This window comes from Paenibacillus vandeheii (assembly GCF_030433635.1).
GTDB classification, from domain to species: Bacteria; Bacillota; Bacilli; order Paenibacillales; family Paenibacillaceae; genus Paenibacillus; species Paenibacillus vandeheii.
The window spans coordinates 92,035-112,251 of sequence record NZ_JAROCD010000001.1 but is presented as its reverse complement, the minus strand read 5'-3'; the positions used below and the strand labels follow the sequence as shown (position 1 = coordinate 112,251).

Sequence of the window (20,217 nt, the reverse complement as noted above, 5' to 3'; positions counted from 1 at the left end):
TCCTCTACCCTTCCTCCCTCCTGACAGTGCTCCAAACATGGACAGAAGCTAATTGACCTTAACAAGGCTCCATTGCTGATTGGCTCCGCCATTGTCCGCCCATTGAATGGTCGAGGCACCTGCGGTCGTGGAGCTCTGATTGATATCTACGGTTAGACCACTGTTGCGGTTTACAAGAACGAGATAACCCCCAACGTCCACGGGCAGCCACTGCTGATTGTTGCCGCCGTTATCCTGCCACTGGATCAGTGCAGCTCCACCCTGCGTGGAACTCGAATTCACATCCAGCAAAAGCCCGCTGGCTACATTGCGGATGTTATAATACCCGTTGCCAGCCGCCTCCAGCTTCCATTGCTGGTTGGCCGCTCCGTTGTCATTCCACTGGATGATGGTTGCACCCCCGGCAGTTGAAGCGCCGTTGACATCCAGAGCAAGGCCGCTGTTTCGATTGATCAGCTTGTAGATGGCCCCGCTTTCATATCCTGTGCTGCCATTATACGTCGCGCCGGATATGACATAGGTTGTAACCGAGCCCGCTTTGGCGGTTGCTGTAAACTTTTTATTCTGAATGTTGATGTTGGTCAGTTGCTGCAACTTCTCTGTAGACGATGTACGATAAGCTTGAGCGGAAGATCCAAGACTTGTAAATCGGCTCAGATCATAGGTCACCGTTGTATCGGTCGATTCCGAGTTGGTGGTGACCAGTACCACTTTACCTGAAGCAGCATCATAGGTGGCAAGCGTATTGGCATCACTCATGCCGATGATCTTGGTTCCGGGACGAATAAACTTGCTGTAATTGCCCATTACATAATATTTCTGATTCACGGTGTAGCTGGTCGTTTGCGTGTTATTCAGTACGTTTTTGAAAAATCCCCAACCATCAGCGCTATCTACAGCTTGCCAGTACACCCACGCACTCGCCCCCATGTTGCGTACATCCTTGAGGATCGTGCGTGACATCGTTAATCCGCTGGCATCCCCGTCTCCATATTCTGAGGTCCAGAGATGTTTCCCCGCTGAAGTCGCTGTATTTCGCAATGATGCACGATTGCTCCCCCCATAGGTATGTGTGTTAATCTGACTGATCGCAGACTTTACTGCACTGCTGTAACTGTTGAAGGAAGTTGGTGAATCATCCAGACTGTATTCTTCCGGTGCGCTCAGTTTTGTTGACAGTCCCTTTGCTGTGAGTGAGGCTTGCACCTGGCTCAAAATCGTATTCTGATCTGCGCGGTCAAAGTGCATGCCCTCCTGATCATTGCCCTGCCTCCACCATGTTGAAACCGGTTCATTAAGCGGGGTTACCGTATCGAACGTGATGCCCCAGTTATCTCTGAAATGCTTCACGACCTCTGTGAGATAATCAGCAAAATCATCATAGTAATCCGGCTTTAGATTGTTGCCACCATTCGCGGCACCGGACACACTTCCGCTAATGGTCATCCAGTAGGGTGCCGAGTTCGCAAAGGCTTCAAAGACGTTGACCCCATACGATTTGGCGGCTTGCAGCATATACCTCTGATTAGCATCTGCATTCCAGTCGTACACGCCAGGAGAAGGCTGATATCCCGGCACGGCTTTGCGATATTCCAGCGCATTGGATGAAGGATTATCGCCGCCTCCAATGTTGTAACGCAGGACGTTCAGACCTAGTCCAGTTGTTGGGCTAAACATCTTTTCTACATATTCATCTCGGTTGGAGTACTCTCCGACCACTTTGCCCCACCAGGCAAGGGACGTTCCCCAACCTTCAATGGTCTGATATTGCTTCGAGGGATCAGCTGTAGCTGTATAAGAACCCGCGGCGGATGCTTCCGTACCCAAGCTCCCTGTTATAAGACTTCCTGCCATTAGCAGGGTGCCCAAACGTTTCAACCACTTCATTCAATTCACTCCTTCTGAGATAAAATAATTTCCATTTTTCACGAGGTAAATGAGTTCAATCTATATGGAGGATTTTTGGAAGATTTCAGAAGATTACTGTGCCATCTCCCTGAAAGTGGCGTCCGACTTGTCAACCGCCGTTACGACCGGTTCCAGTCGCAGCATGTTGTTCACATGTCTCAAATAACGGTCTGGGTAATTCAATGATGCGTATGAAGTCCAGGAAGAATTGGCAAGACCATTCACACGCTTGAACGTGGCATCACTTTTGAAGGTCGCACTGCCATCATTTTTCACAAGTACAATGTCATAATTGTTATGCCTCAGGAAGTAGCCCGGGTAATTGATCGATTCAAACGAGACCCCTGATGCGTCCGCAAGCCCCGGAACGATTCGGAACTGTGCATCCTCCGGAGGGCTAACGTTGGTATCAATTCGGGCCTGGTAGTTGTAATGGCGAATATAGCTGCCCGGCACATTGTAGGATTCCAGCTTGCGAATATCGCCTGGCTGCCCGGTCTCTTTCAACACGGTCATATGCCGAACCAATCCGGTCAGACCGGCAAGCTCCTGCTTTGCACTCCAGGTCTGAAACCCGTCGGCAGAGTCGCTGTAATAATATTTTTGTGTGGAGTAAGCATCAAAATAGATTCGCCAGGAACCGTTATCCAGCTGGACAAGCGCAGGTCCCTCTACCCAGGAGCCCCAGCCTGCCCAATCCCCTGTCCCTTTGAACGTGTAAGGTCCGGTGAGGGAAGTAGCCGTAGCATATTCGATATACTTGGTGGTTTCATTCTTGGTAAAAGCATGATAGGTTGAGCCTGTCTTGACGATGAAGGTATCGATGTAGTTGGGTGCAATGCCTGCGAGCTCTGTGGCAGCAGACCATGTTGTGGAAGACAGGGTTGCATTGGTCGCCGTGATGACATAAGGTTTGAAGTTCTCATAGTTGCCTGGGGAGATGGACACGATGATGTTCAGACTGCCATTGCTGTCTTTGAACCATTCCGGTGCCCAGGTATGTGCAATCGTGGTGGGTGCAGATAGGGTAATATTGCGGACAAACGTCCAGTTCACCTTATCCTTGCTTGATGCGATGCCGATCGTATTGCCTGACCAGTTCGTGGTATAAACGACATAATACAGCCCATCCGTATGCTTCATGATGCTGGGATCACGGATCAGATTGGCCGGGGGTGTATAAGCTGGCCCTTTTAGCAAACCATAATTCGTCGCATTGTAGGATTCGTAGATATACAGATTGGATTCGCTCGTATTGGTAAAAGCCGAGATCGTGTAGACACTTGTTGCTGCTCTGGCTGTATTGGGAAATAACGTGATGAATAGAAGCAGTGCCCCGAGCAGCATGATCATGCCGGACTTACAAGTGTTGAATAACCTTGTACTCCATCTTTTCGTTGTGAACATGGGTCATCTCCTTATCCAAAATGTGGGACAGGCATACCTTTTGCCTAACATCACCTCCCTCACAGATCGCGTAACCGCATAACCCCCTCATTATATAAACGGTTTCAATAAAAGATTGATAGCAGCTATCCTTGTCGTCTATTCACTGAGCAAGAGCTGCCCGGAGATTCAGAATCTATAGATTCAATCATCCGAGCAGTCCCCGCTAAGAGAAGCGAATAAATGCGACGATCTAGAACAGGACACGACTGATTAGAACAGACCCAGTTCCCTTGTTCGGTACAATGAAAAGAAGATTTACTCGACCACAACCCATGGATACTGGGACAAGTTATCATACAAGAAGCGCACCCGTTCTGGCTTCCGGCCTTCCTCATCAAACAACAGCAATTCATTCTCATCCTGCAGCCAGGATAACGGAATTTTGTAATCCTCTTGCGGACCGATCTGCCAGTAACGTCCCAGATGGTGCCCGTTCAGATGAAGTGTTCCCTTGCTCATCCCGGTAAGGCGAAGCATCAGGTTCACTCGGTACTGTTCTGGCACAGCTGATTTGGAGAAGCGCCAGCGGTACCAAACAGGCTGACCATGCGAATCGCTACCCACAGAAATGGCACTACGATTGCCACTATAGCCAGCAGCCTTCCCACTTTTAGTGAGATCACCTGACTCATTTGATGTCTCATAGGTCTCCCATTGTTGCGGCAGCAAGGCATCCGTACCTGCCATGCGCCAATCCTTCAACTCCTCTTCGCTCCGGTAAAGGATCAGTTCCAACCGGTTCAAGGGTGTTCTGCTATTAGGCATCTCCAGCGTATTGATTTCTCCCGGTCGTAAGTAAATGGAAAGATCCAATGTGTTGAACGAAAACCAGTCCTGATACCCTTCCATCGGCACATCTTTACCATTGATGCGCAACCCCTGGCTCACCGCTCCAACGAGAATCGCACGGTCCATGCCATCCAGCGTAAAGCTTCTGCTCAGAAGCGGAGCCTCCTGAAGCTGATTCACTTCATCAAGGTGAACTACCCCGTGCTCGGTCTGCCAATTCCGGCGGATATCCTGAACGGAACCACCGATATACACAGGTCCTGCCAGACCTTTGCTTTCGCCCAAGTATGGAGAAAAATTCAGCCTGCCCATATGTTGAACCAGCACCTGAAGTGTATTCTTTCCTTTCGTCGTCTGCACCTGAACACCGGCTGCACCAACTTGACGCACCAGCGCTTGCTCCACACGATTAACATATATTCTGGCTGTGTCCTGAAGATCCGGCAGAATGAGCGTGGTGATTCCATCCACCGGACGGTCGAAGTCGCACTCGTACAACAAATACCCGAAATCCTGTCCGTACTGGGAAAAATGCTCGGGTTTACCACTCGAAGCACGCTGTTCCGCTGTCAATGTCACACGAGACAGCTCAGGGGAATCCGACAGTTTCGGTGGCATTGGCGGCGTTGTTAACTGCGCATGCCGAACTGCTGCGGATGATTCCTGAACATAATCATCCTGTAAGCCGTGCTGCGAATCGTTTTCTTCTCCGTATATGAACTCACGTCCAGTCAACGTCCGTTCACCATCAGTCCAGCTGCCGAGAAGCATAATCGTCCGATTCAGATCAGAGATCATCCCCGTGACCTGCGCGGAAAGGGAGACATCAACATCATCAAATCCGATAGCATAACGCAGGTGATCCAGCTCGCCTCCTCCATCAATTCTCCACGTGCGATCCATCGTTTCTTTGTCCAGAACCACGAACCGAATGGGGACGCCACTTGCCTCCAGATGAATGATGCCCGGCTCACGGAAATGCACCAGATCGAAGCGATAGGCTCCGTTTAACTGATCATGTTCAACCAGCACTTGCATGCTGCTGCCCCGGACATTCAAGGATTTCGTTTCCAGTTCAATGACGGAACGCTGTCCCGCTTCCGCAACGATAAACAGGGTCAATTCTCCGTTTACCACTTCATTACCCGTGATCATCGTGCCACCTGTCAAGTATACATGCTCGGCAATCTCTACCCTGTCCAGTATCGGGATAATCTGCCCCGGATTCAGGGCTACAGGAAGTGTTCGGCCTTCCTCCAGCGTGACATGGAACGTCTCACGCTCATCCTTGTGACTCTCCATGAACCATATCTTTTCGTTGCCTTTAGACCTGCCTCGTACAGAAACGCCTTGCGGATGACGTACCAAGATCTGCTCTGCTGGTACTTCCTCCGTTTCCATCAGCAGTGCTCCAAACGCATGGATGAAATAGGATAATGTTTTGGCTACAGCATACTTATCCGTTACCCGCCCGTACTCATTCAACGGTGCATCATAATCGTAGGAGGTAATCATGAAAATATCACTGCTGCCCACGGTTCTGCCACCGTATCCACCAAAATTGGTCCCGCCGTAGAACATGTAATGACTGATTCCGGTATAGCCGGTACGAAGAATTTCCATCATGCGTTTCTCAAACAATGGCGCCGTCTTCTGAATGGCTGAAGGCCCACCCCAATTTTCAAACCATCCCGTCCAAAATTCCGTAACAATCTTCGGTGTATCCGGCTGCTTCTCCCGAAGCTTCGCATAGTGCCCGTCAGCCCCTGACCAGAAATTCGCACCTTCAATCGTGCCTTCCGCCCCGCCCACACAGGTGATAAGCGGTACGTCGATCCCGCGCTGAAGCAAACTGTCCCGAAGATGGTTCATATGGGCACTCGCTGCTGCATCATCCATCAGATATTCGTATTCATTCTCGACCTGTACGAGAATAACTGTGCCTCCGGCAGATAGCTGGCGCTCGCGGATGATTGGAATAATTCGGTCAAAATACAGATCTACATAATGGAGATAGGCTTCATTATTTTGTCGGAACTTGATTCCCGGCTTCGTTTCCAGCCAATACGGGAAGCCGCCGAAATCCCATTCAGCGCAAATAAACGGTCCCGGTCTCGTGATTACGTACATTCCCAACTCTGCACAGATGTCCAGAAAAGCTCCACAATCATGGTCACCTTCGAACGACCATTGTCCTTCTTCCGGTTCATGCACGTTCCAGGCAAAATAGGTATCAATGCAATTCATGCCAGCCAGCTTTCCCTTCATTAATACTTCCCGCCATTCCTCCCTCGGCATGCGGAAATAATGAATCGTAGCACTGTTCAGAAAGACTCGTTTTCCATTCATGATGAAGCTGCGCTGATCGTAAGTTAGTTCAGATCGAACGCTGTGGTCCGTGCGGGTCTGTATACTCTTCTCCTGCTCCTGAAGCAAAAGGGGTGGTTTCTCTGTCAAAGATAAGCCCTCCTTCTCTGTGTTTAAGTTCATATGTCCTGTAATTCAAAATGAGATATTGCTTAACCCTCAGTTCGCCTGCATTGTTATGCCTTCCAATACCACGGTGGTGATAGAATTGTCCGCAGTCGATACTTCCAATCCATTGGCATACACCGGAACATCTTCAAGCTGCTCCATATTGCGATCCGGTGACGTCTGGTACACCTGTGCCGTAGACGTACTATTGAGGTCAAACGCCCCCAGTTCAAATGCTGTATTTCCGGCAGATAACTCATTGCGGATTACCAGCACCAGCCTCTGACTAGCAGCGTCATATGCAGCCAGTGTTCGCCCATCATCTGTTGGAATAATCTTTGCGCCTGGACGGATGAACTTCGTAAACTGGGCCATGCCATAATACTGTTTGGTCAGCTCGTACTGCTCTTCTCCATTAAAATTGGCATGAATAAAGCCCCAATTATTGTTGGCTCCTTCATCTTCAACGGCCTGCCAATACACCCAGGCAGAAGGCTGCATGATTTTGAGATCGAACATAATACGCTCCGCCAGTTCCTGCACGGAAGTCATGTCCTCATGACTGTGCGGCTCGCTGCCGCCCGTTCCGTACTCGGACATCCACAGCTTCTTGCCATGCCGTTCAGCCAATGTGCGCAGTTCCTCCAATTTGCTTCCATTATAAGAATGGGTATTAATCTGGGCGATCACATCGAGCGTATCCTGATCATAGAGGCTGAAATTGTACACCGTCTCGTCAATGCTGTTATCATCCGCAGCACTGATGACCGTTCCGTCCAGTCCTTTACTTTGGAGCGATGCCGCTACCTTCTTGATAATCTCGGCCTGTTTATCGTTCGTAAAATGACTGCCTTCCTGCATGTTGCCTTTCTTCCACCAGTCCGAGGATGGTTCATTGAGTGGGTCAAGTGTGCGGAACGTAATGCCCCACTCATCGCGATAATGCTTCACGACTTCGGTCAGATAATCGGCAAACGCCTCATACTGATCCTCTCGCAGATTGTTGCTGCCATCCACAGCCCCCGTAACCGAGCCACTGATCGTCATCCAGTAAGGTGGTGAATTGGAAAATGCCTCCGTAATGTTGACCCCACGTTCCAGAGAACCCTGCAATACAGCCCGCTGGCCTGCATCCGCCTCCCAGTCCCACACGCCGGGTTCGGGCTGGAAGCCGGGAATATCTCCTCCGGGCCGAAGCGCCTTCATGTCGGGATTCTCCTCACCGCCAATATTGTAACGCACAATATTCAGACCTAGACCTTTCTCTGCATCAAACACCATATCCATTACTTCACTGACCTTCGCTTGATCTTTCCATCCTCCAAGATCGTTGGCCCACCACGCGAGCGACGTGCCCCAGCCTTCAAAATGGTCATAGGACTGGTCTAACTTTAGACGTACCGGCTCCCCTTGGAATGTAAGTGTTTTGGATGATTCATTGGTAAAATGATTGATGATAATTCCTCCTCCTGCGAGCAGCGCGATCAGGGCGACACCTATCAGGGTGTAGCTCCGGCTGCGCCATCGGCGATACTTGTCATGTTCATTCCTGTCAGTCTGGATCAGATTCTTGTGATCATGCTTGGTATGAGCATTGTTATCCTTCCTGTCATTCTCAAAAGGGGGTTTGTTATCATCCATGATTCATGCGCCCCTTTCCCCATGTGCCGTATCGTATTCGGTCGCTGGCTTTCACGTTTGGCTTGTTCTGCACTGCTGCACCTCCCGTTACTTGATTCCACTGCTGCCGCCGCTGATATTCGCTTCATAGACATAGCGCTGTCCGAACAGATAGACCAGCACCATCGGAATGGTCAGGAACAGCGAAGCAATCATGACCAGGTTCCACGGAGGCATCTGCCCGCCACCTACCGTTGTCAGAAGCTGAACCCCGAGCGCGAGTGGCATTTTCTCCGGATCATTGATGTAAATGAGTGGCCCCATGAAATTCCCCCAGTTATAGGAAAATGAGAAAATGGCGATGGCGGCAAGAATCGGATACGTCAGTGGCATAATGATCTTCCAGTAAATTCCCGGATGTCCCATGCCATCGATCATGGCGGCTTCATCGAGCGACTTCGGAATACTCATGACAAACTGTCGAATGAGAAATACGTTGAATGCTCCGGCGAAAAAACTCGGCACGATCAGTGGATAGAATGTATTGATCCAGTCCAGATGACGGAAGATGATGAACTGCGGCACCATCGTCACCTCGCCCGGAATCATCATCGTACTGAGCAGTACAATGAACAGGAACCGACTGCCTTTCGCCTTGATCCGAGCGAAGCCGTAAGATACGACTGATGCGGACAATACCGAACCGATAATGGTAATCACGGTAATAATGACTGAATTTTTCAAATAAGTACCCAGATTGTTATTCGTGAAGATCGTGTAGAAATTGGACCATTGGAATTCCAACGGGACAAAGGTAAAGGCTGATTTTACGGTTGTAGCGTCACTCGCCAATGCAATGGAGATCATGTACAGGAAAGGGGAAGCAAGCAGCACTCCGACCAGAATCAAAAAAATATAGGATATCGTCTTCTCCACAGTGGATGGATTACTCATTGGCTTTTCCCTCCTCGTAATGCACCCATAGCGCCGACGAACGGAACACAACCAGGGTCAACGCCATGATGATGATGAACAGCACCCAGGCAATGGCCGATGCATATCCCATCTTGTAGAACTGGAACGCATTCTGGAACAGGTAAGGAACGACCATCTGACTGGCATTGTCTGGTCCACCTGCTGTGACGATGAATACCTGTGCAAACGTCTGGAGCGCTCCGATCATCCCGGTGACGAGATTGAAGAAGATGACAGGAGTCAGCATCGGAAATGTAATGTGAAAGAAGGATTGCGAGCTCTTCGCCCCATCAATGGCGGCGGCCTCGTACAGCTCCTGAGGAATACCTTTCATACCCGCCAGCAGCAGTACCACGCCGCCCCCGACGCCCCATAGTGACATGAGAATCAGGGCAGGTTTAACCCAGTTTGGATCGAGCAGCCACGCAGGACCCTGGATGCCGAAGATGGCAAGTCCTTGGTTGATTAACCCTTCCGTTGGCGCAAGCAGATGGATGAAGAGCAGTGAGCTTGCAACCACCGGAACGACGGAAGGCAGATAGAACAGGATGCGGAAGAAGGTAATGCCTTTAATTTTTTTGTTGAGATAATATGCGATCCAGAGCGAGATGGACATGCCCAGCGGAATCGATATTAATGCGTAGAAGAAGGTATTGCCTACGGATTTCCAGAAGATCGGGTCATCGGTCAGCAGGTTTTTGTAATTGTCCACACCGATGAATTCAGGAGACTGGAATAGATCCCAATTGGTGAAGCTCATGTAGATGGAAAACAGGATCGGACCCAGGGTAAGTCCAAGGAATCCAATCAGCCAAGGCGAGATGAAGATATAAAACCATTTCCCGTCCTTTTTCTTCACGTTAAGCCCTCCCATAACGAAGCGAGCAGACGAAACCCGGATTCATGCCGAATTCCGTCTGTCCCCTGTCGATGCTATTTGTAGATTCTTTCCAGTCCGCTCTGAATTTCAGTTACTGTATCGTCCAGTGAGGCTTTATTGTTGAAGTAGACACCCAGCTTGTCGTTAATGAGCTTCATCATTTCATTCCATTGCGGATTGAACGGCTCGGCATAGATGGTGGACTCGCTGAAAGCGGCCATGTTGATTTTCTTGCCGCCGTATTCCACATTCAGGAACTCATCACTGGACAGACCGGCCTTTGTTGCCGGGGCATCCTGACCCGCTTTGATCATCGGCAATTGTGCTTCAGGTGTAGTCAGCGCTTCAATGATTTTGAATGCCTCTTCCTTATGCTTGGATGCGTTCGTAATCGTGAAGCCATTGAAGAACGCGTTGGTCTCTCCCCATATCGGTGAAATGTCCCAATTGATGCCTTCCACCTTGGCAAGTGATCCAATATTCCAGAATCCCGTCGTTTCCATGGCGATCTTGCCTTGGGCGAACAATGGGTCAGCACCGATATTTCCCATGTCGGCAATTTCCGTTGGTGTTGGTCCCACGCCATGTGTGAAGGTCAGGTCATTCATGAATTGCAGCGCTTTACGTACAGGTTCGGTATTAAAGGTAGGCTTGCCGCTCTCATCGAACAGGGAGCCACCATTTTGATAAATCAGCTGCATCCATTGCGGCCACCAGCTGCCCGGGTAGTAACCCCATTGAACCGTTTTGCCATTCTCCTTCACCGTCAGCTTCTGAGCAGCGGCGAGCAGATCTTCCTGCGTCCATTCTTTGGTCGGATATTCCACCCCAGCCTTGTCGAACAGATCCTTGTTATAAAAGAGTACCATCGCGCCTGCGCGGTCAGGCATGCCGAACTGTTTACCATCGAATTTCATCAGGTTTGCAATGTCGTCCGAATAACGCTCTGACATATTCACATTGTTGGCCTGGATCATGTCATCCAGCGGAACAATTTGGTTTTTGGAGGCGTAAGCCTGATAGTTCTCGGCAATCATCATGATGTCCGGTGCAGTTCCTCCGGCGATCATGGTCTGAACCTTTTGGTCATAGTCCCCGGCAACGACGTTCAGCTTCACATTAATATCGGGATAGGTCTGCTTCACAATGTCGAGTCTCTCCTGATAAATCTTCTTCTCGTCCTCCGAGCCCCAGATCGTCATGCTAAGATCGACCTTGCCGCCCGCTGCACCGCTATCCCCTTTGCTACAGGCTGTCAGACCCATGACCATGACCAGCATCAATAACGAAATGACCTTTAAACTTTTTCTCATACCGTACGCCCCCTCGAAATATGAATGGAAGATCAGACAACTGAAACCCGTTTCATGAAATGGGTTTCATAAAGTTTAAAATTAAAACCCGTTCCAGTTTATGAAAGGGGTTTCATTCACGACCTCATTATATTTCACCCTCCGAAGGAATGTCAACGCTTTCTTTTCCAAACATTCCCCATTTATCGTGGTGCGGGTCCACTACTCTGGCGTACAACAAGCTCTGGCTGCAGAACAGTTTGTTTCTTCGGATTGCCCTGATTAATTAGCTCATGCAGCTTATCCACAGCCAGCTTGCCCAGCTGATACGTATTCTGGGATACGGTCGTTAATTCCGGTATAACCGCGCTGGCGAGCGGCGTATCATCAAAACCGACAATGGAAATATCCTTGGGAATCGATAAGCCATGCTCAATGGTCGCCTTAATCGCACCAATGGCCGTGTAGTCGTTCACACAGATCACCGCAGTTGGAGGATTCCCGCGATCCAGCAGCTTGGACATCTCTCGTTTGCCGTCTTCAATGGAGAAGCTTCCGAGCAGTTGGCGTTCTTTGGGAATTTCGAGTCCATGCTCACGCAGTTTTTTCTGAATGGCTTTGACCTTAACCATCGTGGTAGACAACTCCTTCAAACCGCCCACAAAAGCAAAATCCCGATGTCCCAGTTCGAGCAAATGCTCAGCAGCCAAAACAGCCCCTGCCCCTTCATCCGTGTACACCCGGTGGAATCCACCTTTGGCAATATTGCCATTAACCAGCACGATCGGCATGCGTTTGCCCATATCAATCAATTCCTGAGCCATGTCATCCGGACAGACCTGCATATTGATTCGTCCACCGAGAAAAATAATGCCATCTACCCGCTTCTCGCGCAAAATGGACAAATACTCGGACTCCCGGCTGTAATCCCCGGCCGTATTGCACAGAAAGAATGTATACCCCAATCCACGTGCCTCGTTCTCCGCTCCCCAGAACACTTCCGGAAAGAACGGATTCGTAATGTCCGGCAGGATGATCGCAATCGTTCCCGTTTCTTTCTTGATCAGACTGCGCGCCTGCGCGTTGGGTTGGAACTGGTGTTTTTCAATGATGGACATGATCTTCTCTCTTGTGCTTGCACGCACAGGTGCCGTGTCATTCAGCACACGGGAGACTGTGGATACGGATACGTTCGCTTCTTTGGCGATGTCATATATAGTAATCGGTGTCATATGTGGAACCATCCTTTTTCTCTAATATTCCTGCTTATCATACCAGATAAGGTATCGGGATGAAATGGGTTTCATTCCGAGGCACATTCACCAGTCAAATAAACAGCTTGTCGTAGGCATTCACGATCTGTGTACTGTTGCTTGACTGAACCAGCGACGTCTCTCCATGGGGATGTCCGCAATATACTCCTTACTCATTGAGATATGTAATATCTGTTTTCCTTGTAGATAAGCCTGTATAAGAAGGGGATTTAGCTTCTTTTTCATTTATTTTACCTTCTATTCTGCATTCATGTTCCATATATTAGATTGTAAGCGAATTCATAAGGTGATTAGAGGAGTGTGAACGACGTTATGATCATTCAGGTCAGTCCGCTGGCAGAATCAAGACTTAACGCGATGCTGGGAGATCGGCCAGGCTATTTCAAGCTGTTTTATGACACCGATGGATGCGGATGTGATGGTACTGCAGTGCTTCTGATCGTTAGCGAGCCGGACAGTGATGACATTCGGATTGAATCGGATTCGCTTCCTTTTCTCATTAACAAACAGCAACAGATCTATTTCGAGCCTTGCCTTCGCCTGCAATCAGAGAACAGCTTCCCTTCCTATCGACTGAGCAGTGATTCCATGATCTACGGCAGCAATGTCAAGGCCCATGATCTTCGGGATACCGCAGACACTTCACCGCAGCCGCTCAGTTGGTTCGTACGATAACCTCACTGATCTTGAAACTACAAATAGGACAAAAGCCGGCACCCATAAGGGTTGACCGGCTTTTGTTATAAATTTCTCATCCTATAAACCTGTCACGGAATCGATATTTGCCCCGCCCAATCCAAGGCATACGTAGCAGAATCGTAAGCTAAGACTCCTATGGTGTAGCTACCCGTTGCAGTCGGCTTAAAACTGATCGTTTCCTGAGGAAGATTTCCTGTACTACTTTGGATAGCCAAATCTAGTCTTAGTTGACCATTCTGAATAGGCTCGACTCCCGGTTTCCATATATACAAATCCAGGTCTGCACCATTTTCATTATTAATAATCAGTGTGTTGGCGAAAAAAGCGTCTGTGCTGTTAACCTTAATACTATATAAATTAATGTTGCTCGCTGCTATATTTGTCTGTGCTCTAATATGATTACGATAGTTATCAAAGGAACCAGTTGAAGAACCCGAAGCTGCTTTAATAGTTTGATGTCCTAGGATGAGTCCATTGCCATATACTTTATCATATCCTGACATCCCATAATCTTCTATCTTAAAATCATAATTAAGACTCCCATTACTAGCTTGAAGCATAAGAGCTGCTAATCCGGCAATCATAGGAGACGCCATTGAAGTTCCAGTGTAGGTAATGTATTCGCTAGTAGAGTTCGCCTTAGCCGCACGGATAGAAGTTCCAGGTGCTGCAAGTGTAGGACCTTCCGATCCTGTTCCCCGGTTGGAGGAAGAATTTAGATACCAGCCTCCTTCGTAAGGGTCAGCCACATTTGCAATGGACAACACGTCTGAACATTTGGCAAAATGATTAAGTGAGCCATAGTCAGATCCTCCTGGTGTATTCCCGGCAGCCACTACTGTAAGTATTCCATTGTTTGCCGCACTAGACACCTTGTTGCAGAAACTTGCATTGGCCGAGCCTGAACTGCCCAAACTCATATTTATGATATCAATTCCATATGTGTCCTTATTAGCAATAATCCAATCCATCGCATTCAGTATGTTCTGGATAGAACAATTTGTATTACTAGAGCATACCTTAATTCCTACTAGAGCTGCACCTGGGGCCACTCCGGTTTCTACTCCGGGATCTCCTGCTCCCGTCCCAGCTGCAATACTGGCAACATGAGTTCCGTGGCCCAGATCATCATAGGCTGTAGTTGAGGATGTATTTACAAAGTCCTTCCAACCTAAAATTTTCCCTCCACTCAAATCAATATGACCACCATCAATACCCGTATCAATTACTGCAATAACTGAATCATTTTTGGAATATGACGCTTTTCCATCACGATTACCTGTTACGCCATAGTCACTTCTTCCCTTTTTGATTCCAGTCATCTCGGTAGCACCATTCAAATAGACCTCTGATTGTCGTTCATCCGGCTCACCATATACAGAAACTACATCGTCTGGGGTTGAAAGGGAAGCTATTTCCTCCAAATGAACCAGTTGTTCTATTTGGTCAGTCGTTAATGCGGCAAAAAAACTGTAACCACCAAAACCATCCAAATCTGTGATATTGCCGCTGAATATTTCCGATTCTCTTTCTATGAATTCTTCCTTCGTTACAACTGCATCATACTTGAGCATGATACTTACCTCAATTTTTTCTTGTGCATATAATGCTTTAGACTGAAGTCTTTCTTTCAATTTGTCCAAAATTTTTGAAGGAACTGCATAGTTGTTATATTCATTCCTATTAAGGTTGATAGACAGACTACTCTCCGTCAGATCGGATTCAGAATTCATTAGATTGACTTGTACTTCAGAAGTGGGCAGAGATTTGATGAAGGAAAGATCTGGAGTAATTTGAACCCCATTAGCACTAACAGTTGCAGGCAAAACAAGAAGACAGGATAAGACGCAAAGACTAATACGCTTAACAAATTTCTTTGAATTCATGGACTGGACTCCTCCTTATTAGTATATTGAAATTCAAGTACTATTTTCGAAATAAAAAACTAGAACACCAGGATTCCCCACCTTTCTTTAAATGAGTTCAGTACTGATTTTCGTTTCATTAGATGTTTAATTATTTTCACAAAACAAGCATACATTAGATTTTTCCTTTTATATCTCACAATTTGTTTAGGTTATAAACAATTCTATAGATTCTCCATAAAATTCGTTAAACAAGGACTTTCCAATCCAAAATCCATCATCTATAATACACTTATGGAAAATAATGTTTATAGATTATAACGAGGTGAACAATGGATATTTTATCGACCAAGCCCATAATCCTTGATAATCACTGTTACATTGATATCGATCAATCTATTCTCATGAAAAACGGTCTGCCTTTCTCCCTTTCCAGACTAGAACTCCGTCTTCTCCAACGGCTCGCTTATAACCTTGATGAAATAGTCCCCTTGCTTTCGATTTATAAATTCATGTGGCTCTCAGAGGAAAATATAGATCTTCATTTGCTCTATGTATACATAAACCGAGTTCGCAAAAAAATTGAGGACCATCCAAGAAAGCCCCGATTTATTATCTCTGTCAGAGGAACTGGATATATGCTGTGCTCCTATAGTTCTGAAAAATCATAAAAGAAGCCCTTAACTCCGCAAATCCCCCTAGAATCAGCGTAATAAAGGCTTCTCAACATAATTAATAGATGGACACCGTGTCCGATGGGAGTGAGATGGTAGAGATTGCCTCCCATGTACTCACTTCCTCTATTTCGGTAATCGTCAACTTGGCAAAAAAACTGTATCCCCCGAATCCCTCCTTGTCGGTGACAGTGTCCTTGAACGCAGAGAATTTCGTTTTCAAAAACTTTTGTTTGGATATGTTTAGATCATATCTAAGCATAATACTCACTTCGATCTTTTCTTCTGTTTTATTCAGTTCATATTCGTCTATGAGCGTTTGAAGTGGTTCAAGAATCACTACGTCTTTCACTGTTCTATCTCCATCTACTTTTTGTTTCTCACTTTCAATCTTGGCTGAAGGACAGATTTTTTTCACCTTCACTGCTTTGACCACAGGTGCCTTCAATTGAGCTTCTTTAGCCGAAGCTACTGAAGGAATGAATAAGAGACACGCGATGAAGGAAATGAATACTTTTCTTCGTGTTTGCATCAAGTTACCACCTTCTCACTCTAAATTCACATTACTTTCCTATTCAGACGTAAATAAGACAGTAAATGTTTCGTTGTTAACCTCACTTTTTACATAAAGGATTTATCCAATGTCATCAGATCTTTTTTTATAAAAAAATAAACCTCCTCGCCCTTAACTAAACAGGGCTTGGAGGTTCAGTTGTATGCTGGTTCAAAATGAACCAAGAACGTTACAGTTTTAACACCCATGTGCTACATGCCCCATGTTTCTTGTTTCTTGTTTCTTGTTTCTATTTTATTTTGAACCGGGATGATTCTTCGGCAAGTTGTTTGGTCAATCCATTAATGGTCTGCACCATATCTGCCAAATGCTCGGTCATGCCGGACTGTTCCTGCATTGTAGCCGTCACTTCCTCTACGGATGCAGATACTTCTTCCCCTGATGCAGACAAATTCTGTGCAGCACCAACAACGTCATCCTTATCGCGTTCAATGGATTCAATCTCGGAAGCGATAGCCTGTACCTGATCCATCATGTCATTCATGTTTTGGGTGACAAAAGTAAAGGTCTCTTTGGTTTGGTTAACACTGCTCTTCTGCTGCTGTGTGATCGCCTCGATGGCTTGTACACTGCGATTGTTCTGATCAACATGTTCAATCGTTCTGCCTACAATTCGTTTGATGTCCTCGGATTGTGACGTTGTCTGCTCAGCAAGCTTGCGAATCTCGGAAGCGACCACAGCGAAACCACGCCCATGCTCCCCTGCTCTTGCAGCCTCAATGGAAGCATTCAGGGCAAGCAGCTTGGTCTGATTTGCAATCTCGGCGATGGTGCCCGTGATCTGATGAATGTCGGACGAGCTCTCAGCGAGCTGTAGAGTAGTCTGCGAGATATTGCGAACTTCGCTCTCGTTCTGATCATTCACCGCGATAAGTGCATCAATAACAGCATGATTGTTTTTGAATGCTTCGGTAATTCCATCCGCCCTTTGCTTGACCGCCTGGGACATCTCGTTCACATTCTCAATCTTGTTGCCCACGTTCATGAATTTATCCACAATGGCTTCCGTATCATTCGCCTGGGATTCCATCGCCCGTGAAATTTCAAACGCCGTTGTCGTTGTTTCGGCAATGGAGGTCGAGGTCTGCTGGGTGGAGTGATCAAGTTCAGTTGTACTTGTTTTCAGCACGCTGATGGAATGGTTCATACTCGAAATCAGCTGTTGGTTGCCCGCGGCCATCGTGTTAAAGCTGTCCACCAATTGTTTGAATTCTCCGCTATATTTCCCCTTGGCTTGTACTGTGAGATCTCCGCTAGCAAGTTGTCTGAACAATACAGTCAGTTTCGAGATTGGCTTGGTGACAAGCAGTGAGATTAGTATGCCTGAAATGACAGATACCGCAATGGCACTGAACAATACAATATACATTTTATTGGCCATAGCAACCAAGGGTTTCCGTACATCACTTAACTTATCTTCAACAATAATCGTCCAGTCCGCTCTCGGGATTTTGGAATAGAATACAACTTTATCCTCCGTGCTAATTTCACCTTGTTGCAGCTCTCCATTTGAAGGCAGATCAACCAGTGATTGATACTCACCGGATTCCAGCTTCTGTCCCTCCGTCTTCTCATCTGCGGAATTAAACATCACGGTGCCTACACGATCCAGAATAATGACCTTACCTTCTTCATTAATTTTGATGTCCTGCAACTGGTTCACGAAGAATGAGGTCGAGGCCGTAGATGCGAGCACGCCTTCCACTTCCTTGTTATCATTATAGATCGGCATGGCAGAGACAGTCCCCAGTGTCCCCAACGATTCAGAGATCACACCTTCGCTGATGAAGTTCTGCCCTTGCATGGCCTGTTGGAAATACGAACGGCTGGCGCGTTCCCCACCGAGTATTTCAGGATTGTTTGCTGCGACAACGGTGCCTTTTTGGTCCAACAAAATAAGAACGCTGTTGCCCTTCATCCCGGCGAAGCTGTCTCCTAAAATTTCGTTGGCCTTATCCACGAGTTCACTATTTTCCGAGAAAAATGTTTCGTCACTCTGTCCTTCTGTATTCCGAATCTCCAGTAAATCCTGGAATGTTCGATGCGTCGTAATTAGAAACGTTGATTGTTCTTCCAACGTTAGTGAGGTGAGCAAGCCTGCACCAATCCGGTCAGAAGTTGCTTTAATTTCATCCTTACTTTTGTCCAGCGTAATGATCGCCGCTACACTGTAAGATAGTACCGCTGTTACCACCAATACGATTGTTACCAGTAAACTGATCATCAATGGTAATTTGACTCTGAACGACATGTTGATCATGCGTTCTCTCGCCTTCGCGATTAACAATAAATCCACCTTCCGTTTCTACGATGTTAGTGTCCAATTTTGTATGGGATAACTTTATATCTGTAGATATCAATCAATTGTTCAGCAGGAAAAACGTTTGCACTGAAAATGTTTTTTTATAATCTCCTATTCTTCTATATGAAAACAAAACTATATGTAACTAGTATTATATTTTTTTCGTTTACTCAATTTGTAAAATAAAGGTATAATTCTCTTTGAATTAATCTATCGTTTCTTCTTAGGGAAAAGGGTGCAAAGATAATGAAAAGAAAGGTTTTACCCAACCCATTTATTGCAGTCGTAATGACTTTACTTCTCTTCATTGCCGGGTGTAGCTCAGGAAAAGAAGCCCTTGAATATCTTTCAATTACAAACACGGAATATGTTAATGGAACAGATACCGATGATGGTATGATCATGAGAGTATACACATACGACATCCAAACGAAGACTCTAGCTGAAATGGCTGATTTGCCTTATAACTCTCAATATCCTTTAACTGTAGCTTCCTTAGCAAATGACACCATCTATTATTCAGGTGCAGGAAAAGATAAGGGTGACGAGTTGTTTTCCTATGATATTCAGGCAAAATCGACTCAACAATTAAGCTCAGGCTTATTTGCAATTAATTCAATTATTCCGGATACCATTGATCATACTTTGGTTATCGCTGCTGTTAAAAAGGGAGAACGTCCCGTCAAAGTCATTTTCTTTGATCAGAAAACGCAAGAAATGAACATCTTGAATGACGATGATTCGGATACAACTACATGGGATATTTCTTTTAACCCGGAAACGAGCAAAACCTATGCCATTCAATATTCCGAAGAAGAGCAATATATTCATATGGAGCAGTCCAATAAGGCGCAAACACCGATGGTTCCTCCAAACCATACCATCATTGAAATAGATCCTATTTCCATGCAGACGCGTAAGGTCATTGAACTGGATGAGGAACAAATCTTAACTCTGTCCGCGCGTGCAGATCAGATCATGATTGCCACGGCAAAACATATCAATAAATATCCCATTGAATACAGTATGGTGAATATCAGAACAGGGGAAAGAACGAAAATGTCCCTTCCTATCAAGGCCAGCAGCAAATTGTGCTTATCCAAAGATGGACGAGGTTTTTATTTCCTTGGGGAATATGTAGATGCAAACGTCAAACATGAACGAGGAATCTATTACTATGATTTGAAAACGAAAGAATTCGAAGAGGTATTTCTTCAAAAAGAGGGATTCATTAATAATTTTACGCTTCTATCGAATCTATAACCATTCCGTAATTATTAATTAGGCTCTTACAAAAAACAATAGCAAAATAGGGACGTTCCTGAAAAACACAGGCACGCTCTTGTTGAGTGGGATCAGCAAGGTGAATGTTCCATTTGTAATTACAGCGAAGCTTGGTAAGCTACTTAACTAATAGGCAGAAAGGAGATAACAGATAAGT

At 46.5% G+C, this 20,217-nt stretch carries 14 protein-coding genes; 3 read left to right on the top strand and 11 right to left on the bottom strand.

Going from position 1 to position 20,217, the window contains the following annotated elements; all coding sequences use genetic code 11:
- Nucleotides 1–48: 48 nt before the first annotated feature.
- From P5G61_RS00470 to P5G61_RS00435, 8 genes are all read right to left on the bottom strand, one after another.
- Entirely contained in the window at nucleotides 49–1,887 is a 1,839-nt protein-coding gene (locus tag P5G61_RS00470) for an RICIN domain-containing protein (protein WP_301243296.1), read from the bottom strand.
- A 93-nt stretch (nucleotides 1,888–1,980) separates the two neighbouring features.
- Complete coding sequence (locus P5G61_RS00465) at nucleotides 1,981–3,315, bottom strand: glycoside hydrolase family 43 protein (protein WP_301243294.1); 1,335 nt, start codon at nucleotides 3,313–3,315, stop codon at nucleotides 1,981–1,983.
- Between the two features lie 297 nt (nucleotides 3,316–3,612).
- Entirely contained in the window at nucleotides 3,613–6,603 is a 2,991-nt protein-coding gene (locus P5G61_RS00460; protein ID WP_301243292.1) for a beta-galactosidase, read from the bottom strand.
- A gap of 69 nt (nucleotides 6,604–6,672) precedes the next feature.
- Nucleotides 6,673–8,262, bottom strand: coding sequence for a glycoside hydrolase family 30 protein (locus P5G61_RS00455; RefSeq protein WP_301243290.1), 1,590 nt, complete (start codon nucleotides 8,260–8,262; stop codon nucleotides 6,673–6,675).
- A gap of 87 nt (nucleotides 8,263–8,349) precedes the next feature.
- A complete protein-coding gene (locus tag P5G61_RS00450; RefSeq protein ID WP_301243288.1) occupies nucleotides 8,350–9,195 on the bottom strand; it encodes a carbohydrate ABC transporter permease in 846 nt (281 codons plus the stop codon).
- Nucleotides 9,188–10,075 carry a carbohydrate ABC transporter permease gene (locus tag P5G61_RS00445; RefSeq protein WP_062325576.1) on the bottom strand — a complete coding sequence of 296 codons (888 nt, stop codon included), beginning with the start codon at nucleotides 10,073–10,075 and terminating at the stop codon, nucleotides 9,188–9,190. The genes P5G61_RS00450 and P5G61_RS00445 overlap by 8 nt, the downstream gene beginning before the upstream one ends.
- 74 nt (nucleotides 10,076–10,149) lie before the next feature.
- Nucleotides 10,150–11,409 carry an ABC transporter substrate-binding protein gene (locus tag P5G61_RS00440; RefSeq protein WP_301243284.1) on the bottom strand — a complete coding sequence of 420 codons (1,260 nt, stop codon included), beginning with the start codon at nucleotides 11,407–11,409 and terminating at the stop codon, nucleotides 10,150–10,152.
- Between the two features lie 182 nt (nucleotides 11,410–11,591).
- Nucleotides 11,592–12,620 (bottom strand): LacI family DNA-binding transcriptional regulator, encoded by a 1,029-nt coding sequence (locus tag P5G61_RS00435; RefSeq protein WP_024628667.1) that lies wholly within the window; start codon nucleotides 12,618–12,620, stop codon nucleotides 11,592–11,594.
- 342 nt (nucleotides 12,621–12,962) lie between these two features.
- Between P5G61_RS00435 and P5G61_RS00430 the strand changes: the two genes are divergently transcribed.
- Nucleotides 12,963–13,337, top strand: coding sequence for an iron-sulfur cluster biosynthesis family protein (locus tag P5G61_RS00430; RefSeq protein ID WP_236642207.1), 375 nt, complete (start codon nucleotides 12,963–12,965; stop codon nucleotides 13,335–13,337).
- A 92-nt stretch (nucleotides 13,338–13,429) separates the two neighbouring features.
- On the opposite strand, the gene P5G61_RS00425 is transcribed toward P5G61_RS00430, so the two are convergent.
- Entirely contained in the window at nucleotides 13,430–15,247 is a 1,818-nt protein-coding gene (locus tag P5G61_RS00425) for a S8 family serine peptidase (protein ID WP_301243278.1), read from the bottom strand.
- A gap of 311 nt (nucleotides 15,248–15,558) precedes the next feature.
- Between P5G61_RS00425 and P5G61_RS31880 the strand changes: the two genes are divergently transcribed.
- Nucleotides 15,559–15,897 (top strand): winged helix-turn-helix domain-containing protein, encoded by a 339-nt coding sequence (locus tag P5G61_RS31880; RefSeq protein WP_363325719.1) that lies wholly within the window; start codon nucleotides 15,559–15,561, stop codon nucleotides 15,895–15,897.
- Nucleotides 15,898–15,958: 61 nt separating this feature from the next.
- On the opposite strand, the gene P5G61_RS00420 is transcribed toward P5G61_RS31880, so the two are convergent.
- On the bottom strand, nucleotides 15,959–16,432 hold the full coding sequence (locus tag P5G61_RS00420) for a hypothetical protein (protein WP_301243276.1): 474 nt from the start codon (nucleotides 16,430–16,432) through the stop codon (nucleotides 15,959–15,961).
- A 271-nt stretch (nucleotides 16,433–16,703) separates the two neighbouring features.
- Entirely contained in the window at nucleotides 16,704–18,734 is a 2,031-nt protein-coding gene (locus P5G61_RS00415) for a methyl-accepting chemotaxis protein (RefSeq protein ID WP_301243274.1), read from the bottom strand.
- Between the two features lie 288 nt (nucleotides 18,735–19,022).
- Here P5G61_RS00415 and P5G61_RS00410 point away from each other — a divergent pair, with 288 nt between their 5' ends.
- Nucleotides 19,023–20,039 carry a hypothetical protein gene (locus P5G61_RS00410; protein WP_301243272.1) on the top strand — a complete coding sequence of 339 codons (1,017 nt, stop codon included), beginning with the start codon at nucleotides 19,023–19,025 and terminating at the stop codon, nucleotides 20,037–20,039.
- The last annotated feature ends 178 nt before the right edge of the window (nucleotides 20,040–20,217 follow it).

Bases quoted from the DNA above. Each gene is read 5' to 3' on its own strand.
- P5G61_RS00470 (WP_301243296.1), bottom strand. From the start codon at position 1,887: ATGAAGTGGTTGAAACGTTTGGGCACCCTGCTAATGGCAGGAAGTCTT.
- P5G61_RS00465 (WP_301243294.1), bottom strand. From the start codon at position 3,315: ATGTTCACAACGAAAAGATGGAGTACAAGGTTATTCAACACTTGTAAG.
- P5G61_RS00455 (WP_301243290.1), bottom strand. From the start codon at position 8,262: ATGGATGATAACAAACCCCCTTTTGAGAATGACAGGAAGGATAACAAT.
- P5G61_RS00450 (WP_301243288.1), bottom strand. From the start codon at position 9,195: ATGAGTAATCCATCCACTGTGGAGAAGACGATATCCTATATTTTTTTG.
- P5G61_RS00440 (WP_301243284.1), bottom strand. From the start codon at position 11,409: ATGAGAAAAAGTTTAAAGGTCATTTCGTTATTGATGCTGGTCATGGTC.
- P5G61_RS00435 (WP_024628667.1), bottom strand. From the start codon at position 12,620: ATGACACCGATTACTATATATGACATCGCCAAAGAAGCGAACGTATCC.
- P5G61_RS00425 (WP_301243278.1), bottom strand. From the start codon at position 15,247: ATGAATTCAAAGAAATTTGTTAAGCGTATTAGTCTTTGCGTCTTATCC.
- P5G61_RS31880 (WP_363325719.1), top strand. From the start codon at position 15,559: ATGGATATTTTATCGACCAAGCCCATAATCCTTGATAATCACTGTTAC.
- P5G61_RS00420 (WP_301243276.1), bottom strand. From the start codon at position 16,432: ATGCAAACACGAAGAAAAGTATTCATTTCCTTCATCGCGTGTCTCTTA.
- P5G61_RS00415 (WP_301243274.1), bottom strand. From the start codon at position 18,734: ATGATCAACATGTCGTTCAGAGTCAAATTACCATTGATGATCAGTTTA.
- P5G61_RS00410 (WP_301243272.1), top strand. From the start codon at position 19,023: ATGAAAAGAAAGGTTTTACCCAACCCATTTATTGCAGTCGTAATGACT.